We start from the raw sequence: 25467 nt of genomic DNA, 5'->3' as shown, positions 1-25467 counted from the left end.
ATTTTACATTTTAGATTTTAGATTGGTTTTTACTGCTTATGTCATGTCTGGTCAATTACCCGCGATCTGGTTTGTAGTGAGGACTTTAGTCCTTGATTCCTAAGGACTAAAGTCCTCACTACAAACCCTTTTGATTGTGGTCAACTCTCAACTGTTTTGAATGCCGATCGCCAAAATCCCCAAAATTTTATCAACTTCATTCAAAAAATACTCTAATAAATCTATTTTAACTGATTGCCCTTCCAGTATCAAAAACTTCCAAATTTCTCCCGTTGTCACCACTCCATAAATCTTTGATACCTGATTTCCCTCGCGCTCATTATACAGTTGCGCTGCATACATTTCCGCCACGCACTCACCCAACCCAGCATTAATATTTTCCTTTTTTGCCTCAACGATTAAAATCGCAGGTGCGCTTAGAATCAAAAGTTCTACCGATCGGCTAATCAGAAAATCGCAACTCCCGTTTAATCCCAAGTCGCTATCAACCGTAAAATCGACACCCGAAAACAAACTAATGCGATCGGGAAACAGTCTGGTGAACTACCCAACACCCATCTGAGCACAGATAGGGTGTAGGCTTCCCAATTCATTGGGGATTGCCTCGGTCTTCATGGCTTTTTTACGTCCTGATAACTTTGGTCTTACATCCCCTCCAAGGGCAGAAGAGCTAGTTCCTAACTCCAAAAGTCGCAAACCTTCATTTTTAATATTGATTGCAGCATTAATATCTCTATCATGCTGTTTCTGGCAGTGAGGACAATCTACAAACCTTACGCCCAATGAATCATAGCCTTTCTGTAGCATCGGGATTGGTAGTAGAGTCTCGCTACAAAGTTGAGAAGATGGGAAAAAACGTCCTATTTCTTGGTAGGTATGACCAAATTTCTCAGCTTTGTACTTGAGCATGGTTTGAAACATCCCCCATCCTTGGTCTGATATCGATTTTGCCAAGTTGGGATTTTTTACCATGTTCTTAACTGCCAAATCTTCTACACAAATAACTTGGTTTTCGTAGGCTATTTTGCGAGATAGCTTGTGTAGAAAGTCTTCACGAATTCTAGCTATTTTGCTAGAAACTTTGGCTAATATTCGTCTAGCTTTACGACGTTTATTAGAAGTTTTATCTGTCTTTTTAGCTAATTTTTTATGTTTGCATTTTTTATTATTTTCTAGTTTGGCTAATTGCTTTTTAGGTAGGTCATATTTTGAGCCTTCGGAAGTTATAGCAAAGTGCTTCAATCCTAAGTCAACGCCGATAGCTTCCCTAATTGCAACTACCGGATTGTCATTTTGGTTAAAAAGAATAGATGCGTAGTACCTGCCGTCTGCATTTCTCGATATTGTTACAGTCGTGAATTTAGCATCAGGTAGTTGTTTGTGAAACACAGTTTTCATTAACCCCAGATTACCGGGAAACTTAATAACAGAATCCTCTGGCATCAGTTTGATATTTTGGGGATATTGAATTGATTGCTTACCATGTTTAGATTTAAAGTTAGGGAATTTAGCACGACCCTCAAAGAAATTGACAAACGCACTTGAAAGATTGAATGTTACTCGTTGTAAAACTTGGCTATAAGCTAGTCCCAACCATTCAAATTCTTTTTTTAGTCCCGGAAGCAACTTATCCATAGCTGCTTTAGAAAGCCCCTTGCCTGTTTCTTTGTACGCGGTGGTTGTTGCATTAAGCATATGATTCCACAACCATCTAGTATTGCCAAAACATTGAGCTAGATATGATTCTTGCTCGCCTGTAGGATAAATTCTCATCTTAACTGCTCTATACATGGTATCGACCTTACCGTGTTTACATATTCATAGTAACACATTTTTGATGATTGTTTCACCAAAAACAGAATATTTTGCTCGTTTCGTCGTCGTAGTCTTCCCGGTTTTCGCTGCGCTCAAATGTGGTCAGACTACACTCCTCAACTCACGCGCAATTCATCTCGACACTGACAAACGTACAGGTACAGTGTGAGCCTTCTTGCTGTTCGAGGTAAGTTCCAGCAAAATCGGCGCAATAATCATTTCCGATCGCGATTTTTCCGTATTCCTCGCCAGAGCAAAAGGCACATTATAAGCTAAAGTTTCTGTTAAATAATTGCTGCATTGTAAATCAGGTACGGCGGAAAACAAATCTTGTCTGGGCGAAATCGTTAAATTTAAAGATTTTTTGATGCTTGCCAAACTAAAATCGCTGTAAGCCATACCTTTTGCCCTTAATTTTTTACTTTCTTAGGACTTCTACCCCATCTGACTGACGCAAGCTACCCCGCGATCGAGGGTGCATCTTAATTTGGCAAGGGCGAAGCATTTCGGCACATAATTTATGAGTGAGAACCAGAGATTGACTGCCGAAATGCTTCGCCCCTACGAATATATTTGCAAAAATCAGATGCACCCGCGATCGATCGACGGTTTGATTCGGGTACCATAACTGTCAACTGCTAATTAAGAGGGCGGGCACGGGGGCACCGCCCCTACCAACTGTCAACTGCTATAACTATTTTTGTTCTGGATGCGCCGCCGCCGGCGATGTCGCTCCCATTTGATTAATCGCAGCAATTAGCTGATAAAGCCGCCCCGAATCCCGCTGGTTGAAATGCAAAACTAGGCGCGGTAAAGCAAAGGTTTCATCCGTGGCTTCGGCGGGCAGAGCTTGACTTTTTTCGATTTTACCGTCTACCAAAATATCGCTAAAATTAGTATTTAATCGATCGACATTCTCCTCAGAAAGTTGAGACTTCAAGCGAATTACCAGTTTTCCATCCACGTAGCGGCAGGAGTGATAAACCAGATAAAAACTCGCGATCGCCTCACAAGCGACATTTATATCATCTGTAATTGTGTACAGGCTGCGATCGTCGGCTGAAATCAAACCCCGACCACGCAATTGTTTTTGTACAAAATAATCCCAATCGTGCCAATAATCGCCTCCGGGTCGATCGAGCAAAACCAAAGGGGCCGGCCCAAACTTGCCAGTTTGAGTCAAAGTCAGACACTCAAAAGCCTCATCCAGAGTGCCGAAACCGCCGGGAAACAAAGCCAAAGCATCGCTTTCCCGGAGAAAGAATAACTTGCGGGTGAAAAAATATTTAAAATTGAGCAACTTGGAGTCGCCCGCAATGAAAGGATTAGAACTCTGCTCGAAAGGTAACTGAATGTTGAGCCCAAAAGAACGTTCCGCAGTCGCCCCCTCATTCCCCGCCTGCATAATCCCCCCACCGCCACCAGTAATCACCATAAATCCCTGCTGGGCGATCGCCCGTGCAAAATCTCTGGCTAGCAAATATTCCGCCGATGTCGGCGACACCCTCGCCGAACCAAAAATCACAATTTTGCGAACGTGGCGGTAAGGATAAAACATGGAAAAAGCTCTCTCCATATCTCGCAGCGACGACGCCATAATCTTCCAATCGAGGCGATCGAGTTCCTCTCCAGCCATTTGCACGATCGTCGAGAGCGATCGTTCGATCCACTCAGAGTGCTTTAACATTGGCAGGCGATCGATTAAGTCGATCGCATCAGCTTGGAGGGACTCAAAACCTTGACCAGAAGGAATCATGAATTTTTCCGAAACGGTAACAATTTGTTGTTGCTAAAAATTAAGGGGCAAGCCAAATTTAGAAGCCAGTAGCCACCAGCAAATAGCACTGCTAGCAACTAATAACTTTTCCAGTAGCTTTGCCCCGGTTCTGAAGATAGTTAGATTTCGCGGCCCCAAAAAACAGCCCGAAACCTCTCGCAGTTTGGTTAAATGTACTTTTCCAGAGTGTTGGCCAGAGTAGTTTTCGGAACTGCCCCAACCACCATATCAACCCGCTGACCGCCCTTAAATATCATCAGCGTCGGAATGCTGCGGATACCGTATTGGCTTGCCACATTAGGATTCTCGTCGGTGTTAACTTTTACTACCTTCACCTGCCCTTCATATTGCTGGGCAATTTCGTCTACGACGGGCGCCACCATCCGACAGGGCCCGCACCAGGGAGCCCAAAAATCCACTAGAACTGGAACTTCGCTATCGAGCACTTCCTGTTTAAAGGTAGAGTCGGTTACTTGCGCGGCTGCTGACATCCCTAGCCATCCTTGTAAATACTATTTCTCGGATAACAAGTTTAGCAAAAAGTGTAACCACTTGCGTCAGTCGATTTTACGATTTTAGATTTTAGATTTTAGATTTAGCTAACGGGCGCGGGAATCCCTCGCGCGATAGCGCTGCGATTGGTGTGGGATGAAAGCCAGGGCTGTTGACGACGCTCCCTGAACGAATTGGCGTAGCCAATAGAGTTGCGGAGACGGAGGAAACAGCCAGTCAGTCTATTGGGCAAACCAGAAGCTTTTGTCTTGCGGGTGTTATCATACTCATAGAAGCACGATAAACATAGTCATGTTGAAAGCAGTCAAGGTCAGAATCTATCCCACCGACATTCAAGAAGCCCATCTTGCACAGGCTTTCGGGTGTGTTCGTTGGGTTTGGAATCAATCTTTGGCTGCGATGTCCCAAACCTACAAAGACACGGGAAAGGGAGTATCGGCTTATGACATGAAGAAAATGATTCCGATTTGGAAGAAAGAATACGAATGGTTGAAAGAGTGTTACTCTCAATGCCTTCAATCTTCTGTTCTGAATCTGTCTGGTGCGTTTATCAATTTCTTTGATGGTCGCACAGGCTACCCAACTTTCAAAAATAGGCACGGTCGCCAGTCGATTCAATTCCCTGCAAACGTTAAAATCCTCAGCAATTCCGAGATTAAGTTCCCCGGCAATCTGGGCACAGTTAAAGCGAAAATTCATCGGTAAACTGAGGGAAAGAAACTCAAAACTGTGACGCTATCCCGGATGACAGATGGTCGCTATTACGCTTCCTTGTTGCTAGATGATGGTACTGAAAAACCAGAATCGAATAGCGAAGGTCATGCCATTGGGATTGATTTGGGACTGACTGATTTTGCCGTTACTTCTGACGGTTCAAAGTTTCAAAACCCTCGTCATCTAAAAAAGCATGAGCGCAACCTGAAGCGAAAGCAGCGTCAGTTGTCCCGCAAAAAGGATAAAACGACGAACAAACGTCGTAAGGCTAAAAAAGCACTAGCGAAAGTGCATTCCAAAATCTCTAGAGTGAGAGAAGATTTCCTCCATAAGCTATCCCGCAAGATAGTCAACGAAAACCAAGTGATTGTGGTGGAAGACTTGGCAGTGAAAAACATGGTCAAGAATCACAACCTAGCTAAAGCAATCAGCGATGTAAGTTGGGGAACGTTCCAAACCATGCTCAAATACAAAGCGGAGCAAGACGGCAAGATTTACCTAGAAGTGGGTAGATTCTTTCCTTCCTCACATCTTTGCTCTAACACACTGCTGAAAGTAGCCAAGATTGATTTATCGATCAGGATGTTTGAATGTCCGCATTGCGGGGAACATCATGACCGGGATATCAATGCTGCTATCAATATCAAGAATGAAGGCTTGCGGATATTGTCGTTGGGAACCAGCGATACTGCCCTTGGAGGCAATGTAAGACCTTCATCGGTATGGGCGTAAGTCTACTAATGTAGAGGCGGTTGCTGATGAATTGGGAAGCCTACCCCATACCGCATAGCAGTTGGGGTGGTTAGTTCACTTGCAGCATTGAATCTCGGAGTTCAAACAGGAGTCCACTATTCTGAGTTCTGCACGACGATTGTACGTGGCACGCTATCCCTTTGTGGGTCGGAGCGACGATTTTAACAGAAGGCTTCTGAAAAAATTCGAGAAATGGAAGTTAGAATTCGGCATTCTGCCACCAAAAAATTTTCCCCCTCTCCGCCTCTTCCCCTCTTCCCTCTCCGGATCGAACAGCCTTAACCCCGTACCTAGTCAGTAAAGGGGAGCGCTTGGGGTCAAAAAGGAACCGCCCGAACAGTAGTCCGGGCGGAGTGTGGTGTGAGGAGTGAACGGAAACATGCGTCTCCGCTTCTTATATTGTGACACCTCCTTCTCGATAATTCCACAACATTCTGTAAATTTCGAGACGATCGCACAAATTTTGTCAAGGTACGATGGTATTCAATCGATAAATCTACTTACCCATACCCAACTGCTGAGCTTTTTGATAGACTTTACCCTCCGTCAGCAGAGAAGGAGCAATCACCACTTCCACTTGCTGCATCTCCTTAATATCCTTAGCGCCCAAGGTACCCATGCTAGTTTTCAGCGCTCCAAGCAAGTTGTGCGTACCGTCATCGAGCAGTGCTGGGCCCCGCAAAATTTGCTCCACAGTCCCAGTAGTCCCCACCCGAATCCGAGTGCCTCGCGGCAAAACCGGGCTGGGAGTCGCCATTCCCCAGTGAAAGCCCCGGCCCGGAGCTTCCGCAGCCCTAGCAAAGGGCGAACCAATCATCACTCCATCAGCGCCGCAGGCAATGCACTTGCAGATATCGCCCCCGGTAATTAAACCACCGTCCGCAATTATCGACACGTATTTGCCAGTTTCGCGATAGTAGTCGTCCCGCGCAGCGGCGCAGTCTGCTACCGCTGTCGCTTGGGGAACGCCGACACCCAATACCCCCCTAGATGTGCAAGCAGCCCCCGGCCCGATGCCCACGAGAATGCCTGCGGCGCCAGTTTTCATTAAATTCAGGGCGACTTCGTAGGTGACGCAGTTGCCCAAAATTACGGGTATTGGCATCTCTTGACAGAATTGGGTCAAGTCCAAAGATGCGATCGACTCTGGGGAAAGAAAAGCAGTCGAGACTACAGTAGCCTGCACAAAAAATATATCGGCTCCAGATTCAGCAACTTTTAAGCCGTATTTGCTCGCACCTGCGGGTGTACCGCTGACGGCGGCAATCCCTCCTCCAGCTTTAATTTCTTTAATTCTGAGCTCGATTAATTCTGGCTTAATGGGTTCGGCATAGAGTTGCTGCATCAGAGACACAAATTCGTGGTTCCCCACAGAAGCGATGCGCTCTAAAATGGGTTGGGGGTCAGCATAGCGGGTTTGAATTCCTTCTAGGTTAAGCACGCCCATTGCTCCCAATTCCGACAGCAAAATGGCCATGCGGACATCGACTACTCCGTCCATGGCGCTGGCGATGATCGGGATTTCTCGATCGATCCCACCAATCTGCCACTTAGTATCTGCCAAACTCGGATCGAGGGTACGCTGTCCCGGTACGAGCGCGATTTCATCTATGCCGTAAGCTCTGCGAGCGCTTTTGCCCCGCCCAATTTCAATATTCACGCTGTTTCACTTCCACAATGTATTTAAATTAGAGTGAAGTACCCACCGTCAAGCGGATTACCGCTATGACGGGGGCTTCCTGTTTCAACCGCCACCGCCTCGACACAAGCTTGCCTTATGTTTCGGTCTTACGCAGCGTCTAGAGGTTTGACAAGCCGTCTTGCCCTGACTCTCACATCCCTTGCACGATGCCCAGGCAGCCACCCTCCTTCCGAAGGCAGAAATGTTTTTAGTCGGAAACCCACATGGCGTTTGATATATTCAGTGGCGGATTTCTTTTAGTGGATAGTGCGAAGCGTACTTACGCTTGCTCGAGTGCAACGGCCTTTTAGACGCCGCGCGGGGTGATCGACCTCCAAACCGATTGTACCAATTCTCGAAATGTTTCTGCTAAGCAATTATCTATTTGTTCATCGAGTACGACTCACACGCCTTTCATCCCCCACTAACCGAGTACGGTATAGTGGGGGAATTCCCGTCTGCCTTGTTAACAAAATCGTAGCTCGGTTGCCGGTCGCGATCCTCTCACGGTTTTTAACAAAAGCTCATCAATAATTTTCATTCCCATGAACTCCAAGGAAATACTTTTCCTCAGCAACGGCCACGGGGAAGACGCGATTAACTGTCAAATTGTCAATGCTTTGAGAGCATCTGCGCCAGAGATTCAGGTTTCAGCGATGCCCATTGTCGGTGATGGGGCTGCTTACAGTCGATCGACAGTACCAATTATCGGGCCCACCAGTCCCATGCCATCTGGGGGAGTTTTTTACATGAATCCCCTATTTTTCCTCAAAGATGTGAGGGCGGGGCTACTTCGTTTGACTTGGCAGCAAGTCAAGGCTGCTTCGGCGCATTCGCAGCAATGCGATTTGGTGGTAACGACTGGGGATATTGTCGCGGCGGGGTTCGCCCATGCCACAGGCCGCCCGTATATAATTTTTCTGTCGGCTCATTCTACTTATTACGAAGGGCTAGCCGATTTGGGTTTCGTCTTGAATTATTTGCTTTCCTCCGAGCAATGTCTGGCTATTTTCACCAGGGATGCTTTGACTGCTGCGGACTTAAACCAACAGGGTTTCGAGAGAGCGATATTTGTCGGCAATCCTGTCATGGACAACCTCAATGCTACAGGCAAAGATTTGCAGTTAAAGCCTGGAGTTAGGACGATCGCCCTTCTGCCCGGTTCGCGGCTCCCCGAAGCCACGGAAAACCTGATTTTGCTGCTAAAATTGGTCAAAGAAATTGCCGCCAACTCTACCTTACCAGTGCAGTTTCGAGCAGCCTTAGTTCCAAGTTTAATGCTGGAATTAGATAATATTGCAGCGCGCTCCGGATGGCTGCACCGAGAAGGAAAGTTAGTTTGTCAAGAAATCAAACAGCAGGATAGTGAAAAAGCAGCAACAGTTGAAGTAATTTGCTACTCCGATGCTTTCGCCGACATTTTGCAGCAGTCTAATTTAGTAATTGGGATGACGGGAACTGCGATCGAACAAGCCGTAGGCTTAGGAAAACCAGTAATTACCATCCCTGGTAACGGCCCGTCATTTACCTATCGGTTTGCCGAGGCTCAAAACCGGCTGTTAGGTGATTCAGTGCAAGTTATTGGCACAGAACCAGCAAATCCTGAGATTATCAAAGAAGCTGCCGCGTCAGTCGATCGCACTTTGCGAGACAAAAAATATTTAGAGACTTGCGTAAAAAATGGCTTAGAAAGAATGGGGCGATCGGGCGGTAGCAGCAAAATTGCCGATCGCTTAACCAAATATCTTTCTGATTAATTGGAGTATGCTGCTTAAACAATTGAGAGTTAGCAGTTGGCAGGAAAGCATTTGACAGCGAGGTTTTAAACAGTTAATACTCAACGCCTGTAATTCTTACTTGCTAAATTTAGTTAGGAGAGGGATGGGCTTCTCGCATCCCCTGTTGTTATCAGAAAGAATTGGTTGAAAGCCCCAAGCCCGCTCGGGAGAAATTTAAAAAAGACGATTCATTACTCCAATCCTCTTCCTTCCAGGTAGAGGTCGCCCTCAATTGTCAACTGTCAACTGAAAAGTCTTGCCCAATGTTCGCAATTGAATCGATAGAGTTCATATTGCCAGCGTTCGTGAAACTCTGCTACAGAAATATGCAATGCTTGATTGATGCGTTCCTTTTCCCGATATAATATCCATTTGGCAGTTTGAAATCTATCCCAATCAATTTGCCAAATTGCTAATCTTGCCGTATTTTTTTTGCTATTGCTGTGAATTGGTTTCCATCCTATAGATTCCCAATCGTTAATTTGTACTGAGTAATGCAAGATATTGGGGTTGTGAATGTCGCAATGATGGAGTAAGCTTCCGTAATGCCGATGGAAATTATTAATAATAAGAATATCGTGAAAGTTTTAAATAATTTTATTATTATACTCCTATTTATAGCGATTGCTAAGTAATTGAAGCACGCAGGCGATCGATGGCTAATGACTAATTACTAATTACCAATTACAAAGTGTACTTCATGTTACTGAGAAAAGGGATAGTCATACTATTGGGGGATAATAAATCATCCGATTGGGTGAGGCGGAGTCGAGAGTTTGTAGCTGTATTATTAAACGGTTATTTTCAGGGAATCTATCGATGAAGTTGCAAGCTCTGTTCGCTGGTTTAGTCAGTCTGACAGTTTTAGGAAGCGGTTTATTGGCGGTGGAATCTGCGATCGCCCAACCAGCCTCTGTTTTTAGGCCGCTGATTGACGACATTCGCCGCCAATTGCCCAAAGGTTTGAAAATGCGGCTGCCTGCGTCTATCCCCGCTACTCCGATACAGCTTTATCCTTTCATTGAGTCGGATGGTAAAGTATTTAAAGTTAATATCGGAATTAAGCCGGAGTGCGGTAAATCTGCTAATGCTTCGTCTTGCACTGTCGGAGTATTCGCGGTGGTTTCACCCGCTCATTCTAAAAATTGGCCCGGGCAAGATCAGGATATTTCGCCAATTAATTTGAGTGGTGGAATTCGTGGCTACTATTTAGCAAAAGGTGGTGGCAGAACTATTTCTTGGGAACAGGAAGGACTCAGATATGCCGTTGCGGTATCGGCGAGTGCAGTGTCTCAACAGCAGTTGCTGGATCTTGTTAATTCGATGGTGAGTCAACCGGCGATCGCCAGTATGCAATAATCGCACAAATCTAAAATTCTGAATTGCTCAACAATCTGACTATTTTTTGGGCATCGTTCAATTCGCCGACTATTCGCCGCACGGGTTTCGGCCAGATTTTAATTAAAGTGGGAGTTGCTGAAATCTGATCTGCTTCTGCTTGTTCGGGATGTTTTAACACATCGATTACTTTCAAAGTGTAGGGGCGATCGAGACATTTCTCTAGGAATTGGTATAAAGTTTCGAGGGTGCGTTCGGTGCTGGGGTTGCTCCCGGAAACAAACAGCCGCAAAACGTACCCTTGGGTTGGTGGCGGTGGGGTGAGTCCTGTTGGTTTGGTTCCCGGGAACAGCGGAGATTGCCGAAAGTGGGAGGGAGGTACGATCGCAGAATTGCCAGAGTCCGATCGCCCAACGTCGATCGGATATCGTACAACTAAGTCGTGATTTTCCCAAAGTTCGGGGAATTGTTCGTGATAAGTGGCGATCGCCATTGGTTCGCAGATTTCGTCGCTGCGGGCTTCCCAAACCAAGTCGCTCGTGCCAAAAATGGCATTTAGCAGCGTTTGATGTCGCAGCACCGGGGGGTATGCCTCGGCTGCCACCCGCAACTGTCGATCGGTGCGATCGCGCCAGCAGTCAACTGTTGCCGTGTAGCAAGGTATCAGAAAATGCGGCGGTTCCGACAAACCGAGTATCTCCTGGAGAGCAACGCACAACTGCAAGTGCCACTGAGTTTGCTTGCGGGAGTCTATACAATAGATTAAGTCTCCCCCTGGTGTAAACAGTGCAATGCCTTTGAAAAATTCTGGCAAAATCGGGCGATCGACTTTCATAAAAATAATACGGGATGCGGGAAACGAGCGCGTCTTTAGACCTGAGAGGAAAGCGACGCGAGGGACTTCAGTCCCCGTGTTCTTGAAAATGTGGTATAATTTGAATTGTGAGTAAGAACAAAAACATCTACGTGTTGAAACATCCTAGTATCGGAGAAATCCCTGCAACTTAGTACGCAAGAGTGAGAGGTAACACAAAAAGAGCGGTGGGATGGCAGGATGTTGAGCGTACCGTGTCTTGGCAAGCGTGATGGATTCTGAAAGCATTGGAAATAACAATCATTAGCTAGTAACTATCGCTTGACGATTGGTGACTAGGTAGACGGCGTTTGACGGCCGTAACGAGATTAGATTTAGGTAATACACGCTTGTCTAATTCTGTCAGTAGAATCGAGCGTGGCGTTGACTCCCTGAGAGTGTCAATGAAGTACCAATAGACTTGCATTGCATAAATCTTTGATTGATAGATCAACCGCAGATGCAAGGCAGATCAACGCAGATAATTTCAAGACTTGAGAGCGATTTTTGCAATGCAAGTCTAATAACAGTTAACTATTAATTAATAACAGTTAACTGTTAACACTCGACCTTTAGACTCGACCTCGGAGCATCTGGGCCATTTCGTTGGGGAACGGTGAGTTTTCTACAGCCAGTTCTTCAGTAATTCTACCTTCTTGATAAAGGCCGTAGAGCGACTTATTCATCGTCGTCATGCCTTCATAAGTATCTTTGATCATGATTTGATTGATTTCCTCATTCTGTCCCTTCAGAATGTATTCCTTAACCACGTCGGTATTGATCATCACGTCGTGGAAAGCAGCCCGTTTGCCGTCTGTGGTTTTGCACAGCAGTTGAGCAATAATCGCCACTAGGGATTCGGAAATTGAAACCCGTATGGCGTCCTGTTCTTCCGCCCCGAACATATCCAGAATCCGGTTCAGGGTTTTAACTGCACTGTTGGTGTGCAGAGTTCCTGCAACTAAGTGACCTGTCTGAGAGGCTTTGAGGGCAATTTCCACCGTCTCTCTGTCCCGAATTTCTCCTACTAGCAGCATATCCGGATCTTGCCGCAGAGCGCCTTTGAGAGCACTCATAAACTTGAGGGTGTGTCTGCCGACTTCCCGGTGCTTGATCAAGGATTTTTTGCTTTCGTGTACGAATTCTACCGGGTCTTCGATCGTGATGATGTTGTAGGCTTTATTTTTGTTGATGTAGTCGATCATGGCGGCCAAGGTGGTCGATTTGCCAGAACCTGTGGGGCCCGTCACCAAAATCAGCCCTTTGTGGTAGCCACATATTTTCTTAAAGACTTGCGGCAGGTTTAATTCCTCCAGCGTCATTATTTTGGCAGGAATTAGCCGCAGCACCATCGCCGGGCCGGCCAAGGAGTCCATGCAACTGATCCGAATGCGGACGAAGCCGAAGTCGAAAGCACCGTCAAAGTCTAGGGTTTTTTGGAAAATTTCAATTTCTTCATCGCTCATGCACTCGCGCAGCCAGCCAAAAAACGTATCTAAATCCGACGGTGGATAGCCGATATCGGCTATCTCGCCCCGGTTTCGGAAGCGCGGGAATTCGTTGACTCCGAGGTGAAGATCGGATACTCCTTCTTCTTTGGCTCGCATTACCAACTCTTTCAAAGTCGGAATTTTGTTGTTGCTGGAATTTTTAGGTGTGGCGGTTGATTGGGGTGCTGGTGCGGGTGGTGGCGGTGCTGCTGGTGCGGGTGGTGGCGGTGCTGCTGGTGCGGGTGGTGGCGGTGCTGCTGGTGCTGGTGGTGGCGGTGCTGGTGGCATTCCTGCTGCTCTGGGAATGCCTGGAGCTGGAGGGCGTGGCAGCCCTGGGGGTGGGGGAGCTCCGGGTACGGGCGGACGAGGAGCTGGCGGATGCTGTTGTGTCATATGCGCTACTGGGAATTTGGTGAGAAGGCTGACTCGAACAGTTGACACTCAAGGCGCGTAAACGCACTGAGATTCTTTAGAAGGAGATATCCACCGTTGGACATTGCTCGAACCGCTACTCGTAGAGCTGCTTACTCGAACTCTACCGCAGCGCGACAGGGGGTGCCAATTCCCACTACTCTCTCCGCTATTTCTAGCATTGAGGCTACTTTGATTTGTTGTGAGTGATTCAGTCGCCCCAGAGTCTTTACTTGCAAAGGCTAGAGGTAGGGTATTATTGGATACCAGTTTAACCATGTCGGTTAAACGTCTTTTAACTACAAAGTCCAATTGCTAGGAGTTTCACCTTACTTTAGAGGTCAACGTGTGTGTGTCTATTTTAACACACTTCCCACATATAAAGCCGTTCTGTAAGGCTTGCGCTGAGCTTGCCGAAGGAACGGGGTTTCCACCCACATTTTCTGATGATTTGTGGAAGTTAGACAATGCCGATCGCCCGAAGAGCGTTTCTTGCACAAAAGCTTAACTGTTCCGATCAGTTTATCTCAAGAGGGGGTCGCAGCAAGGAAATATTCTGCTGTTTGCACGCGGGCGATCGCTCTGGCCCTACAATCGAATATGGATTTTCGACATTTTTGAATATTTTTTTAAAGGGAAAGACTTTTCCTCAAAAAACAGTATAAATAGATACTTGACCGAACTATTCAGGACTTACACCTATGAATTCTGTCGATCGGGCTTTTAGTTCAGCCCTGGATTTGGCGAAGTCGATCCGCGCTCGGGAAATTTCGCCCCTAGAAATTGCCAATGTGTATTTGGAACGGATCGATCGATTAAACCATCAGCTTGGTAGTTATTTTACAGTAACGGCCGATCGGGCGATCGAGCTGGCGACAGCGCAAACCGAACACCTAGCAGGCTTAAACAAGTCAGAGCAATTGCCGCCTTTTTTCGGAGTGCCGATCGGCATCAAAGACTTGACACCAGTTACCGGCATTCCGTGTACTTACGGGGTTCAGGCTTTGCACAGTAACATATCTCCCTACAACGAGTCAGTAGTCTGGCGGATCGAAGCAGCCGGATTTAACATTCTGGGGAAAACAGCAACCTCTCAAATAGGCTCATTACCTTACAGTGAACCCCCAGGTTTCCGGCCCGCGCGCAATCCCTGGAATTTAGACTACACGCCCGGAGGTTCCAGCGGCGGCTCAGCGGCGGCCGTAGCGGCGGGTTTATGTGCGATCGCCCAAGGTTCAGACGGCGGCGGTTCGATCCGAGGCCCAGCTTCCGCCTGCGGTTTAGTGGGCATTAAACCCTCGCGCGGGCGAGTTTCCTGGGCGCCAGTCGGAGATTACCTAAGCGGAATTTCTGCCAACGGCCCCCTCGCCCGCACCGTGGCTGACGCCGCCGCCCTGTTGGACGTAATGTCAGGCTACACCACCGGCGATCCGTACTGGCTACCAGACCCAAATCCCACGTTTTTAGAGGCTTCCGGCCAAAAGTTGGGCAAACTGCGAGTTGCTTTTTCTACCAGTATTGCTCCCGTGGGTGAGGCAGCGCCTGTGTGTCAGCAAGCGGTACTCGATACCGTAAAATTACTGACAGATTTGGGTCACGATATCGAACCGGGATGCCCGGATTTTACAGGTTTAATCGAACCGTTTACAGTAATTTGGCAGTCAGGGGCGGCAGCAAGCGGCATTCCAGGCAAGGTTTTGGAACCGATGAATCGCTGGTTGTTGGAAAAAACTGTTGCGGCTGGGGAATATTTGCGGGCGGTGAATCAAATGCAGGTAATTTCACGGCGGATTGTGGGATTCTTTGAAAATTTTGATGTGTTAGTTTTGCCGACTTATATGCACTCGCCAATTGGCATCGGGGAGTGGGCGGATTTGAGTTGTGAGGAAACTTTGCAGCGGATTATTAATTGGGTTGCTCCTTGTCCGCCATTTAATGCGAGTGGTTTACCTGCGATCGCACTTCCAGCCATCTTAGATGATAACGGTTTGCCGGTGGGAATTCAAATTATCGGGCGGCCGGCGGCCGAAGCAACTTTAATTGCTTTAGCAGCGCAGATAGAAGCGGCGAAACCTTTCCCTGTTTTGGATTTTCAATAGGTTTGTAGTGAGGACTTTAGTCCGCATCAAAGAAAGGACTAAAGTCCTCACTACGAACCGGTTAAGATTGCCTAATTTAAGGGAATTGCTATGACAAATTCCGCACCTTTTCCCGGTTCAGAAATACACTCGATCGCACCGCCGTGTTTTTCGACTACAATTTGATAGCTAATCGACAATCCCAATCCCGTACCTTTCCCCTCGGGCTTAGTGGTGAAAAACGCATCGAACAATTTACACCGCGTTGCTTCAGGCATCCCCCGCCCATTATCCTTAATCCGAATCACCGCAAAACTGTCAGTTTTCCCCACTCTTCCTTCTTCCCTCTTCCTCCTTCCTTCTTCCTTAGCATCCTTGACTTCGGTGTAAATTGTGATAATATTCGGATGCTTTTCAATTTCAGCATAAGTGCGATCGGCATTTGACTCATCCAAAGCGTATATCGCATTGGACAGCAAATTCATAAACACCTGATTGAGTTGTCCGCTGTAGCACTCAACCGCAGGCAAATAGCCGTATTCTTTAATCACTTGAATTGCTGGACGTTCGGGTTTAGCTTTCAAGCGGTGCTGTAAAATCATCAACGTACTGTCGATGCCTGCGTGGATGTCGGCGGTTTTTTTGCGGGTGCCGTCAATGCGCGAGAAGTTCCGCAATGATTGCATGATATCGCGGATGCGATCGGTTCCTAGCTGCATGGAACCCAAGATTTTCGGCAAATCTTCCATCAGATAATCGAGTTCAATATTTTCTGCTGCTTCCACAATTTCCGGGACTGGATTCGGATAATTCTGCTGGTAAAGATTGACAATGGAAATCAAGTCTTTGACATAATCATTAGCATGATGGAGATTGCCCGAAACAAAACTAACGGGGTTATTGACTTCGTGAGCGACTCCTGCTACCAACTGCCCCAAACTTGAGATTTTTTCAGTTTGTACGAGTTGGGCTTGGGTTTGCTGCAATTGGTGCAAAGATTGTGCGAGTTGCTGCGACTTTTCTTGTTCTTTTGCGTAGAGTTGGGCGTTTTCTATGGCGATAGCAACTTGAGAAGTGAGCACTTTTAAAACTTGCAATCTCTCGGCTGTAAATGCACCGATAGCTAAGTTGTTTTCCAAGTAAAGAATACCTGTGAGTTTGCCCTGATAAATAATGGGATTACAAATAATTGACTGAGGCTGACTGCTTACAATATAGGGATCTTTGGTGAACAAGCCCTCTGAGGCTGCATTGTTTAAAACCAAGTCTTTTTGAGTTCTGGCAACATAGTTGACTATCGAGATGGGCAAATCTTGACTAATTTCCACGGGCAAGGATTGCAACACGACGGCTTGATTTTGATCGGTATTGGAAGTGGCTTCGATCAAAAGATTGCCATCTTTGTAGAGCATCAGCACTGCTTTTTGAGCCCCGGCATTTTCTAACAAAATCTCGATTAAACTCGCGAGCAATTTATCCAGCACAATTTCGCTGGCAATAGTTTGAGATGCTTTGATGAATGTGCCGATATCTAATATTTTGCTAAACTCGCTGTTGATGGCTGTTGTTGTGGCGGTGACAGTTAAATCGCAGTAATTGATTTGTCTGTTGAGGGTTTGGGTCACTAATTGGGGATATCTGGATTCTAAATCTTTGACTTTTGCTATGGCTCCCCAGTGAATGTAACCGTAGTATGATTCTGTGAGATAGACTTGAGCAATTTTGTCTTTTTTACAGCCAAAATAAAACTCGGCTGCAAGTTCGTTGGCGAGTGCTGCTTCTTGGATATATCCCTGCTCTTTTGCGCCTTGAATGGCTTTGTCATAATAATCGGCTGCTTCCCAAGCTTTCCCGAAAAATCGCGCTTTTTCTGCTTCTACCAGGTCATACTTGTGCTGATAGTTCATTGGGGCGTGGTGCGCCCAATGCTGCATTTTTTCCTGATTGGCTGCTACCTGCCTCAAGTATTTTTCTTGTTCTAAATTGTCAGCAGTTGGATACACAGCGAGGAGTGCCAGGGAATAGTAAAAATTGTGCGTGCCTATCATCATATAGCCAATTGCTGCTTGTGCATATTCTGTCGCCAAAGATGCGTTAGCAACTGATTTATCGGGCTTTTTGAACAAGTAAAAAATCAGCATTCTAGCAAAATACACATTAAAAATTGACATGGGATTAAGCTTTTTCACACTAAGTGATATTTCTTGTTCCGTATGTTTTTCACCTATAAATCCATATCTATTCCCTGATATACCTCGCAATTTCAAAACAATTTCCCCCCAAATACCTAGCAACTCCATCGAAAGTTCTTGTTTTATATCGCGGGCAAAATTTAAGTATTGCACTTGTTTTTGTTGTACAATTTCCAGCGACTCTCCCATCAAAAATGGACAAGAACAACTGTTGATAGCAGAATAACTACTAAATTCTAGATCTCCTGTTTCGATGCCACTTTGAATACTCTCTATTAATGGTGCAATTGTCTCTTTAGCGTGTTCTTTCCAGTGACGGATAAAAGTGTTAAATATGTGGTAAACTTTGCATTTTAGTTGTTTAGCATTGAATAGGTCTAATAGCTTCAAAGCTAGCTGTCCAGAATGATATCCAGCATCTATCTCTCCTAATGCTCCAGTCAGCAGCAAGCCGTACCAACTATAGGCGATCGCTCCTAGTGCTGAATTACCCCGTTTAATCGAAAAATGAACCATTGTGAAGATTATCTGTGGCAATAGTTCCGGTTTTGCAGCAAAAGCAGGAGTAAGAATAACCGAGAGTATCCGCATGATAGCTAACTGATATTCATCAGTCATTACCGGAATATTTTTTAGTTCCTCAAGCTGAGGTAACTTAATTCCTGCCAAACCCTCTGGTGGGATTTCCGATAGGGGAAATTCTAATATTTTCAAAGCTTGGAAACCAGTATCGACGGCTTTTAGAATCTGGTTTTGAGACATATAAGACTGGATTTGCAGTTCGTAAACCTTAACTTTGTCGAGTATATTTGTAGCTTGTCGCAAAACGACCTCTGCTAATTCGTGCGATCGCCCAAAGTTAGTATTCAGATACTCCGCCTCCGCTGCTTCAACGTGCAGATTCAACGTCAAGTCATAATCAGTTTCCCAACTCGATCCCATATTAACGGGGAACAGAGGGAAGTTAATGAGTTCCAAGCCGACATTAAAATACGTGACAGCGACTTCGTAAGCATTGGATGCTTTAGCTTTTTTCCCAGCGATCAGATTTAGTTTTGTTAGTTCATATTTGTCGGCTTTTTCGGCGAGTAATTCAAAGCCGACATTCAGTTGGTTGACAATATCAAACACATTCTCTTCAATCTCGGAAGCAGGAGTATTGTCTAGCAGTAGTTGACCGATTTTTAGGTGTGTTGTTTGCTTTTCGTCATCGGGAATCAGAGAATAAGCTGCTTGCTGCACTCTGTCGTGCAGAAATTTGTAGGAAATCTTTGATTGGGAAGCCGCAAGAAGCAATCGCAAATTGTCCAATCCCCAGCCTCCAACCAGCGGAATCTTGTAAGCATTACTCAACGGGAGAACCAATCCAGTTTGCAGCGCCGCCCAGAGTTCGCTAGCAGTTTGCGTCTGGGATTGTTCGTTGACAATTGACAAAACGTCGAGGGTAAACCTGTCGCCAATACAAGCCGCCAATTTTAAGACTCGCTGCGTGGTTTCCGGCAGTTTTTCGATGCGGCTGGCTACCAATTCCACGACACTTTTGTCCGTAATGCCGATCGCCTGAATCTCTGCTAAACTCCACTGCCAACTACCGCTGCTCAACTCAAAGTGTAACAGATTCTCTTGATAAAGGGCTTGCAAAAGTTGCGTGATGAAGAAAGGATTACCGCCGGTTTTGTGGAAAATCAACTCAGCCAGCAATCTCACCTTGTCGTTAGCCGTGAGAGTATCGGCAATTAATTCCCGAACATTCTCAAAATCCAGCGGTTGCAAGATGATATTATTAACAGGAGTACCAGTTTTTTCAATTTGTTCAATCGCCTGTACGAGCGGATGAGTCGGATTAACTTCATTATCCCGATAAGCACCAATTAAAAGCAGGTATTGACTTTCGGAATTACCAAGCAACAACTGCATTAAATTCAGCGAAGCCGAATCTGCCCACTGCAAATCATCTAAAAATATTACCAGCGGATGTTCTCGATGAGTAAAGACACCGATCAACTCTTGAAAGACTCGATTAAAGCGATTTTGAGATTCGGTAGCTCCCAATTGTGGTACTTCCGGCTGCTTGCCAATAATTAGCTCAATTTCTGGAATTACATCAACAATCACAGCACCGTTTGCACCCAAAGCCGCCGCTAACTTTTCTCGCCAAGCTTGCAATTTTTCGCTGCTTTCAGTCAGCAACTGCCCGATTAAGGAGTGGAAAGCTTGAATCAAAGCTGCATAGGGAATGTTGCGCTTAAATTGGTCAAATTTGCCGTTAATAAAATAGCCACGCTGTCGCACAATTGGCTTGTGAACTTCATTGACAATGGCGGTTTTGCCAATCCCAGAATAACCGGAAACTAGGACTATTTCGCTTTGCGTAGGAGCTTGTAGATTTTCTGAACTTTCTGGCGGTTGTGAGCCTGCAAGCCCGCTAACTCTTTCAAAAGCAGCCAGCAGGCGATCGACTTCAGCTTTTCGTCCGTAAAGTTTTTGAGGGATTGACAATTGTCGCGATCGATCCAACTGTCCCGGTACAAAATAAGCAATTTCCCCAGTTGTCTGCCAAGAATTCAAACAGTTTTCTAAATCTGCTTGAATTCCCTCTGCTGTTTGATACCTATCTTCGGCATTTTTTGCCAAAAGCTTCATCACAATATCCGAAACAACTTGCGGAATCTTATCGCTCTTTTCTGGATTCCTGCTGTATTCACAAGGTGGTACGGGATGTTTGGCAATATGACAGTGTACGAGTTCCAAAATATCGTTGCTGTTAAACGGCAATTCGCCTGTCAGTATTTCGTATAATGTGACGCCTAGGGAATAGAAATCGCTGCGATAATCTAAGCTGCGGTTCATTCTCCCGGTTTGTTCGGGAGACATATAGGCGACTGTGCCTTCAACTAAGTTAGCACTGTTGATTTGAGGGTTTTCTTTACTCAGCCTGGAAGCGATGCTGAAGTCGGTAATCTTGACTGTTCCTGTTTCCAGGTTGATGATAATGTTGGAGGGTTTGATGTCTTTGTGGATGATGCCGTTCTGATGCAGCGAGCTGAGTCCTGATGCTAGTTGAATGCCAATACTTAAAAATGCTGTTAAGTCAAGCTTTTTCGAGATAATTTGGTTGAGGGAGCGGCCGCCAAAGTCTTCTGCAATTAGGGCGAGACGGTTTTGACAGGTTTCGAGGCTGTAATATTTGACGATGCTGTCTACCTGTAAATGCTGACTAATTTTATATTCGTTTTTTAAGCGGGTAATTTGTTCGAGGGTGGGACATTCTGCTTTGAGGATTTTGATGATGACTGGTTGTTCGTCTGACTCTCTAATTCCCCGGTAAATGCTGGTATTGAAGCCGTCGGATATGGAGGTGCTGATTTGGTAACCTGGAAGTGCAAAGGTATTCATTGAAATCATTCTGATAGCTGAGTTAAACAGTTGACAGTTGACAGTTGACAGTTGACAGTTGACAGCGAAGCGATCGGAACGGAGATTTCAACTCCGTTCCGATCGCAATCTGCCGACCTGAGTAAGGGCTTCAAACCCTTGCTATTCGGTAAATTGATTTTTTTCAAGGCTGGGGGAAACGATATGATGCGCTTGGGACGATCGCACTGCACTCGAAAAATTATCATTCTGATGCAAAGGTCAGGGATATCACAGGGTTTTATTTATTATGATAGTAAACACAAAATATGATGTCAACCGCAATTTAGCTTAGTCCCTTAAGCTAAATTGCCATGTTTGATTGACAATTATACTTAATAGGATCGCGACGATCGACATTTAAACATACCGAGAGGTTTTTTCGATCGCATTCCCAGACAATTTATCAACACTTGAACAGAATTTCTCTGTATCTGGGACAATTCTGAGAATATGGTGATATGGTTTCTAGTTCAATCAGGTAAAAATGAGCATCACACAAAATTTCAGATGGTTTTCTTCAGTGGCGAGTGTTTGTAGCGCGATCGCGATCGGCACTTTCGGCGCTATGATATCCCCTGCAAAAGCTACAGAAACAGTTGTTGTCCGCAAAGGCCCTTTAGAATCGTCTATTTCGGTGGCGGATTTGCGCGAGCTCGCAAAAACCGGAAAAGTCCCCCTCAGACTGCAAGCCTACGCGAATCTGCTGTCTGACGCACAGCGCAGTCAAATTTTGGGAGCACTTCAAGCGAAAATCCCTCTCAATGTAGTTGGTTTGAGCAACTTGCTAAATACGCGCATCGGGACTGCGATTTTGACGGATTTGACTACAGTGATACCCAGGGGCGACGGTGCGGGTGTGGAAGCGCTGCGAGCGGCTTTGGTGCTGGGGGCGAATGCGCCGGAAGGCTTATCTGTATTGAGTTTCATTGAATCTTATCCGAGCTCGCGGGTAGTCGTGGATCTCGATCGAGCTTTCGCAGTTTTAAGCAATTTAAACTCGGGTTTTTGGCAAACTCAGAGGTTTATGGCCGCGATCGCACCTCAATTAACAGCCACTAAACCCGCCTTTAACCCGCCTTTCGACCCGACCCAACCCGGCCCGAATTCGGTTCGGGTTCTCAAGCTAGATTTGAACGATAGCGCCCGCAATCGGCGTATTCCTGTTGATGTCTATTGGTCGAGAGCAGCGACGGCCGACAAACCGACGATCGTGTTTTCTCACGGTTTGGGTTCGGTGCGGACGGATTTGCGTTATTTAGCCGAGCATTTGGCGTCCTACGGCTACGTGGTAGCTGCTGTAGAACATCCGGGAAGCAACGAAACAAATACCAAGGCTGCGATCGCGGGTAAGTCTCAGTTGCTCGCTTCTGGAGAGTTTTTAGACCGTCCTAAAGATATCAGTTTTGTGCTCGACGAACTGGCAAAATTGAACCAAACGGATGATAACTTGCAGGGGAAAATTGCGATCGACCGATCGATGATCGTGGGCTATTCCTTCGGTGGCGCCACAGCCTTGTCCGTAGCCGGTGCCGAACTGCAATTGACCGGGCTCAAACAGCGCTGTCAGGGCGATTTAATCGGGTTTAGCTTGGGCGAAGGCATTCAGTGCGCGGCGGCCCGATTGCCCCAAGAACGGTATCAATTGCGGGATGTGAGGATTAAAAGGGCGATCGTCATGAATCCCACCACATCATTACTATTTGGAGAAACTGGTTTAAGTGCCATTCAAATCCCTACATTAATAGTAGCATCTTCAGCCGACAAAACCACACCCGCCTTAGTCGAACAAATTGCCGGCTTCACCAAAATTTCCAGTCCCAAATGGCTAGTGGGCTTTGTAGGAGGAACCCACTTAAGCGTCAAAGATCCGAGTACAACCTTAGACCAAGTTAGCAGACCGAGTACAGTAATTTCTGGCGATGAAGTTGTCGGCGAGAAAGCAGTTAGCATCCGCAATTATATTAAAGCTATCAGTCTAGCCACTGCCGCTCAACTAACGACCGAAGCTGACAAATATGCAGTCTTTCTCACCCCAGAATACGCGCAATTTGCTTCTACAAATGCAATTCCGGTGCGCCTGGTAACAGAAATCTCTCCGGAAACTAATGCAGTCGTACAAACTTTTATTCAGCAGAGTCGTTAGTCGTTACCTAATAATATCATATCCAGTGCATTACCCTGAAAAAATGGTTCGTAGTGCGGACTTTAGTCCGCAGCTTTTTGCGGACTGAAGTCCGCACTACGAACCTTACTTACAGCAGAGTCGTTAGTAGTTACCTAATAATATCATATCCGGTGCATTACCTTGAAAAAATGGTTCGTAGTGAGGACTTTAGTCCGCAGCTTTTTGCGGACTGAAGTCCGCACTACGAACCTTACTTACAGCAGAGTCTTTAGTAGTTACCTAATAATATCATATCCGGTGCATTACCTTGAAAAAATGGTTCGTAGTGAGGACTTTAGTCCGCAGCTTTTTGCGGACTGAAGTCCGCACTACGAACCTTACTTACCATTGCATCCCTCTACTTGGAGGAGGAAGAAAGCTCGAAATCTTGTTCCCTAAATTAGGTACGTTGTTGGGCTTCAGCCCTCTTTATATATATATGTTTAAAAAGGGCTAAAGCCCAACAACGTACCAACCACCCTGGTTATTAAGGGGCGTTAGGGAGGATTCGGAATATGTGCATCGTCTGTCTGGGCGCCCGCTTCGCCCACCGGTTTATTTTTCTTGAGTGCTGATATTTTTGGTTCGCGCCAGGGCAAAATATAAACAACGACTTTTATAAACTCAAATCCCAAACTGCCATGCCTAAAAAAAATATTATCCCGATAGTGCTGCTGTTTGTAGCGCTGTTTACCCTTTACGGTGACAGTTTAACTTTTCTCCCCAAACCTGTAAGAGATACCAGCTTAGCAAGTAGAAAGTTCTTCGTCAGTTTGTGGCCGTCATGGGTAAAGCCGAAAGAGGTAAATAAGCAAAGAGAGAAAGATATTGATGACTTGCAAAAAAGCCCTAGTCGATAGTTTTGACAGTTGACAGTTGACAGTTGACAGTTTGCTTAGAGAAGGGTTGACAGTTGACAGTTGACAGTTGACAGAAATCCGATGGAAGTTGGAAGACAAAGAAAGAACCAATTGACCGATTTTTGTCTGTTCAGTGGTGTTGGGTTTATTTCTGCTGCTTGTCAGGTGCGTCGCTGTGAGATTCTCTGTCTTATTTAGGGATTTTTCGTGGCGACACACCCTACGACTACTTTTGAAAATTACTATTAGATTGGCGATTTTAGATCTTAGATAAAACGAAAAATCTAAAATCTAAAATCTAAAATCTAAAATCGATTATGCCTGCTTTTTCAACCAGCTAAACATAGCGCGCAAATCTTTACCAACTTCTTCAATCGGATGTTCTGCTTCCTGACGGCGCATCGAAGTAAAGCCCGGTTTGCCGGCTTGGTTTTCTAGAACAAATTCGCGCGCAAATTGGCCGGATTGAATTTCGCTAAGAATTTTACGCATTTCGGCGCGGGTGTCATCGGTGACGATGCGGGGGCCGCGAGTTAAGTCGCCGTATTCTGCGGTATTGGAGATGCTGTCGCGCATTTTGGCGAGGCCTCCTTCTACTACTAAGTCAACGATAAGTTTAACTTCGTGCAAACATTCAAAATAAGCTAATTCCGGTTGATATCCAGCGTTAACTAAGGTTTCAAATCCAGCTTTAATTAAGGCGCTCAAACCGCCGCACAAAACTACTTGTTCGCCAAAAAGGTCGGTTTCTGTTTCTTCGCGGAAAGTGGTTTCGAGGATGCCTGCTCTGGTGCCGCCGATACCTTTAGCATAGGCCATTGCCCGATCGCGCGCTTGGCCCGAAGCATCCTGATATACTGCAAACAAACTCGGAACACCTTCGCCTTGTTCGTAAGTCCGGCGCACCAAGTGTCCGGGGCCTTTGGGCGCTACCATTACTACGTCTACGTCGGCTGGGGGGACAACTTGGCCGAAGTGAATGTTAAAACCGTGAGCAAATGCTAAAACATTTCCTGCTGAAAGGTTAGGTTCGATTTGTTCTTTGTAAATAGTTTTTTGAACTTCATCGGGTAATAAAATCATGATGAAGTCAGCGGCGGCGGCTGCTTTGTCTACCGGGTGAACAGTTAAACCTGCATCGGTTGCTTTGGCGGCAGATTTGCTACCGGGATACAAACCGACAATGACATTCATCCCGCTGTCTTTGAGGTTGAGCGCGTGGGCGTGCCCTTGGGAACCGTAGCCAATGATAGCAACTGTTTTCTTGGCTAAGAGGTCTAGGTTGGCGTCGGTGTCGTAATACATACGGGCCATGGTGCTTGTCTCCTGAGATGCAAATGGGTGAGTGACTGCAAAACTCTAATTTTATCAAAGTGGGGTGCTTTTTTTGCATAAATTTACCGATCGAGATTTGGGTGGGGGAAAATAAAGGAATCTCGCCCTGAATTTAGGCAGGTTGGTCGCGGAGTTTGCGATCGTCAAATATAATTGTCAATAACCCACCGTGCTGTGAGAAAAACCTCACATCTTGCACCATTCTCTCTTAACAGGCTTTCCGGCCTGTTCCACAAGAAAATTCACTCTTTGTGGAACAGGCCGGAAAGCCTGTTCATAAAAGCTGATTGAGAATGCT

General features: G+C 46.0%; 20 protein-coding genes. 8 read left to right on the top strand and 12 right to left on the bottom strand.

Annotation, left to right across the window (positions count from 1 at the left end; translation table 11 throughout):
• Nucleotides 1-147 precede the first annotated feature (147 nt).
• The 5 genes from QZW82_RS09770 to trxA all read right to left on the bottom strand — a co-directional run bounded on the left by QZW82_RS09770 (nt 148) and on the right by trxA (nt 4083).
• A complete protein-coding gene (locus QZW82_RS09770) occupies nt 148-426 on the bottom strand; it encodes a hypothetical protein (protein ID WP_293147499.1) in 279 nt (92 codons plus the stop codon).
• Between the two features lie 117 nt (nt 427-543).
• Complete coding sequence (locus tag QZW82_RS09765) at nt 544-1791, bottom strand: transposase (RefSeq protein ID WP_293147497.1); 1248 nt, start codon at nt 1789-1791, stop codon at nt 544-546.
• A 156-nt stretch (nt 1792-1947) separates the two neighbouring features.
• The gene (locus tag QZW82_RS09760) at nt 1948-2214 is read right to left on the bottom strand and encodes a hypothetical protein (RefSeq protein WP_293147495.1); all 267 of its coding nucleotides are present in this window, start codon (nt 2212-2214) and stop codon (nt 1948-1950) included.
• A 295-nt stretch (nt 2215-2509) separates the two neighbouring features.
• Nucleotides 2510-3571 carry an LOG family protein gene (locus QZW82_RS09755; protein WP_293147494.1) on the bottom strand — a complete coding sequence of 354 codons (1062 nt, stop codon included), beginning with the start codon at nt 3569-3571 and terminating at the stop codon, nt 2510-2512.
• A 188-nt stretch (nt 3572-3759) separates the two neighbouring features.
• Nucleotides 3760-4083, bottom strand: a complete 324-nt coding sequence (gene trxA, locus QZW82_RS09750; protein WP_006631199.1) for a thioredoxin — start codon at nt 4081-4083, stop codon at nt 3760-3762.
• A 313-nt stretch (nt 4084-4396) separates the two neighbouring features.
• Here trxA and QZW82_RS32230 point away from each other — a divergent pair, with 313 nt between their 5' ends.
• Nucleotides 4397-4810 (top strand): helix-turn-helix domain-containing protein, encoded by a 414-nt coding sequence (locus QZW82_RS32230; RefSeq protein WP_366664992.1) that lies wholly within the window; start codon nt 4397-4399, stop codon nt 4808-4810.
• A gap of 39 nt (nt 4811-4849) precedes the next feature.
• Nucleotides 4850-5551 carry an RNA-guided endonuclease TnpB family protein gene (locus tag QZW82_RS32225; RefSeq protein ID WP_366664991.1) on the top strand — a complete coding sequence of 234 codons (702 nt, stop codon included), beginning with the start codon at nt 4850-4852 and terminating at the stop codon, nt 5549-5551.
• Between the two features lie 517 nt (nt 5552-6068).
• Here QZW82_RS32225 and QZW82_RS09740 read toward each other — a convergent pair.
• Nucleotides 6069-7232: a GuaB3 family IMP dehydrogenase-related protein gene (locus QZW82_RS09740; RefSeq protein WP_293147492.1), complete on the bottom strand. Its 1164-nt coding sequence runs from the start codon at nt 7230-7232 to the stop codon at nt 6069-6071.
• Between the two features lie 566 nt (nt 7233-7798).
• Between QZW82_RS09740 and QZW82_RS09735 the strand changes: the two genes are divergently transcribed.
• Nucleotides 7799-9010, top strand: a complete 1212-nt coding sequence (locus QZW82_RS09735; protein WP_293147490.1) for a lipid-A-disaccharide synthase-related protein — start codon at nt 7799-7801, stop codon at nt 9008-9010.
• Nucleotides 9011-9273: 263 nt separating this feature from the next.
• Here the strand turns inward: QZW82_RS09735 and QZW82_RS09730 are convergent, their stop codons facing one another.
• Entirely contained in the window at nt 9274-9531 is a 258-nt protein-coding gene (locus QZW82_RS09730; protein WP_293147488.1) for a hypothetical protein, read from the bottom strand.
• A 319-nt stretch (nt 9532-9850) separates the two neighbouring features.
• Between QZW82_RS09730 and QZW82_RS09725 the strand changes: the two genes are divergently transcribed.
• Nucleotides 9851-10390 carry a hypothetical protein gene (locus tag QZW82_RS09725; RefSeq protein WP_293147486.1) on the top strand — a complete coding sequence of 180 codons (540 nt, stop codon included), beginning with the start codon at nt 9851-9853 and terminating at the stop codon, nt 10388-10390.
• Between the two features lie 10 nt (nt 10391-10400).
• Here QZW82_RS09725 and QZW82_RS09720 read toward each other — a convergent pair whose 3' ends face one another.
• On the bottom strand, nt 10401-11204 hold the full coding sequence (locus QZW82_RS09720) for a circadian clock KaiB family protein (protein WP_293147484.1): 804 nt from the start codon (nt 11202-11204) through the stop codon (nt 10401-10403).
• A gap of 590 nt (nt 11205-11794) precedes the next feature.
• Entirely contained in the window at nt 11795-12844 is a 1050-nt protein-coding gene (locus tag QZW82_RS09715) for a type IV pilus twitching motility protein PilT (protein WP_363318775.1), read from the bottom strand.
• Between QZW82_RS09715 and QZW82_RS32220 the strand changes: the two genes are divergently transcribed.
• Together QZW82_RS32220 and QZW82_RS09710 are read left to right on the top strand one after the other, a co-directional pair.
• On the top strand, nt 12819-13166 hold the full coding sequence (locus tag QZW82_RS32220; RefSeq protein WP_363318776.1) for a hypothetical protein: 348 nt from the start codon (nt 12819-12821) through the stop codon (nt 13164-13166). The genes QZW82_RS09715 and QZW82_RS32220 overlap by 26 nt on opposite strands.
• Nucleotides 13167-13824: 658 nt before the next feature.
• A complete protein-coding gene (locus QZW82_RS09710) occupies nt 13825-15222 on the top strand; it encodes an amidase (protein WP_293147480.1) in 1398 nt (465 codons plus the stop codon).
• A gap of 71 nt (nt 15223-15293) precedes the next feature.
• Here QZW82_RS09710 and QZW82_RS09705 read toward each other — a convergent pair whose 3' ends face one another.
• Nucleotides 15294-20789, bottom strand: a complete 5496-nt coding sequence (locus QZW82_RS09705) for an ATP-binding sensor histidine kinase (RefSeq protein ID WP_293147478.1) — start codon at nt 20787-20789, stop codon at nt 15294-15296.
• A gap of 5 nt (nt 20790-20794) precedes the next feature.
• Nucleotides 20795-21016: a hypothetical protein gene (locus tag QZW82_RS09700; protein WP_293147476.1), complete on the bottom strand. Its 222-nt coding sequence runs from the start codon at nt 21014-21016 to the stop codon at nt 20795-20797.
• Nucleotides 21017-21294: 278 nt separating this feature from the next.
• Here QZW82_RS09700 and QZW82_RS09695 point away from each other — a divergent pair, with 278 nt between their 5' ends.
• Nucleotides 21295-22953, top strand: coding sequence for an alpha/beta hydrolase (locus tag QZW82_RS09695; protein ID WP_293147474.1), 1659 nt, complete (start codon nt 21295-21297; stop codon nt 22951-22953).
• Nucleotides 22954-23615: 662 nt separating this feature from the next.
• On the top strand, nt 23616-23834 hold the full coding sequence (locus tag QZW82_RS09690; RefSeq protein ID WP_293147472.1) for a hypothetical protein: 219 nt from the start codon (nt 23616-23618) through the stop codon (nt 23832-23834).
• A 315-nt stretch (nt 23835-24149) separates the two neighbouring features.
• On the opposite strand, the gene ilvC is transcribed toward QZW82_RS09690, so the two are convergent.
• Nucleotides 24150-25148, bottom strand: coding sequence for a ketol-acid reductoisomerase (ilvC, locus tag QZW82_RS09685; RefSeq protein WP_293147470.1), 999 nt, complete (start codon nt 25146-25148; stop codon nt 24150-24152).
• Nucleotides 25149-25467: the final 319 nt, after the last annotated feature.

Source organism: Microcoleus sp. bin48.metabat.b7b8b9.023 (assembly GCF_013299185.1).
GTDB lineage: Bacteria > Cyanobacteriota > Cyanobacteriia > Cyanobacteriales > Microcoleaceae > Microcoleus.
The sequence above is the reverse complement of the archived record's forward strand: the minus strand, read 5'-3'. Positions and strand labels throughout refer to the sequence as shown.

What these genes read in the sequence shown, in the direction of transcription:
- QZW82_RS09765 (WP_293147497.1), bottom strand. Translation starts at nt 1,791, where the DNA reads ATGTATAGAGCAGTTAAGATGAGAATTTATCCTACAGGCGAGCAAGAA.
- QZW82_RS09760 (WP_293147495.1), bottom strand. Translation starts at nt 2,214, where the DNA reads ATGGCTTACAGCGATTTTAGTTTGGCAAGCATCAAAAAATCTTTAAAT.
- QZW82_RS09755 (WP_293147494.1), bottom strand. Translation starts at nt 3,571, where the DNA reads ATGATTCCTTCTGGTCAAGGTTTTGAGTCCCTCCAAGCTGATGCGATC.
- trxA (WP_006631199.1), bottom strand. Translation starts at nt 4,083, where the DNA reads ATGTCAGCAGCCGCGCAAGTAACCGACTCTACCTTTAAACAGGAAGTG.
- QZW82_RS32230 (WP_366664992.1), top strand. Translation starts at nt 4,397, where the DNA reads ATGTTGAAAGCAGTCAAGGTCAGAATCTATCCCACCGACATTCAAGAA.
- QZW82_RS32225 (WP_366664991.1), top strand. Translation starts at nt 4,850, where the DNA reads ATGACAGATGGTCGCTATTACGCTTCCTTGTTGCTAGATGATGGTACT.
- QZW82_RS09735 (WP_293147490.1), top strand. Translation starts at nt 7,799, where the DNA reads ATGAACTCCAAGGAAATACTTTTCCTCAGCAACGGCCACGGGGAAGAC.
- QZW82_RS09725 (WP_293147486.1), top strand. Translation starts at nt 9,851, where the DNA reads ATGAAGTTGCAAGCTCTGTTCGCTGGTTTAGTCAGTCTGACAGTTTTA.
- QZW82_RS09720 (WP_293147484.1), bottom strand. Translation starts at nt 11,204, where the DNA reads ATGAAAGTCGATCGCCCGATTTTGCCAGAATTTTTCAAAGGCATTGCA.
- QZW82_RS09710 (WP_293147480.1), top strand. Translation starts at nt 13,825, where the DNA reads ATGAATTCTGTCGATCGGGCTTTTAGTTCAGCCCTGGATTTGGCGAAG.
- QZW82_RS09705 (WP_293147478.1), bottom strand. Translation starts at nt 20,789, where the DNA reads ATGAATACCTTTGCACTTCCAGGTTACCAAATCAGCACCTCCATATCC.
- QZW82_RS09700 (WP_293147476.1), bottom strand. Translation starts at nt 21,016, where the DNA reads ATGATAATTTTTCGAGTGCAGTGCGATCGTCCCAAGCGCATCATATCG.
- QZW82_RS09695 (WP_293147474.1), top strand. Translation starts at nt 21,295, where the DNA reads ATGAGCATCACACAAAATTTCAGATGGTTTTCTTCAGTGGCGAGTGTT.
- QZW82_RS09690 (WP_293147472.1), top strand. Translation starts at nt 23,616, where the DNA reads ATGCCTAAAAAAAATATTATCCCGATAGTGCTGCTGTTTGTAGCGCTG.
- ilvC (WP_293147470.1), bottom strand. Translation starts at nt 25,148, where the DNA reads ATGGCCCGTATGTATTACGACACCGACGCCAACCTAGACCTCTTAGCC.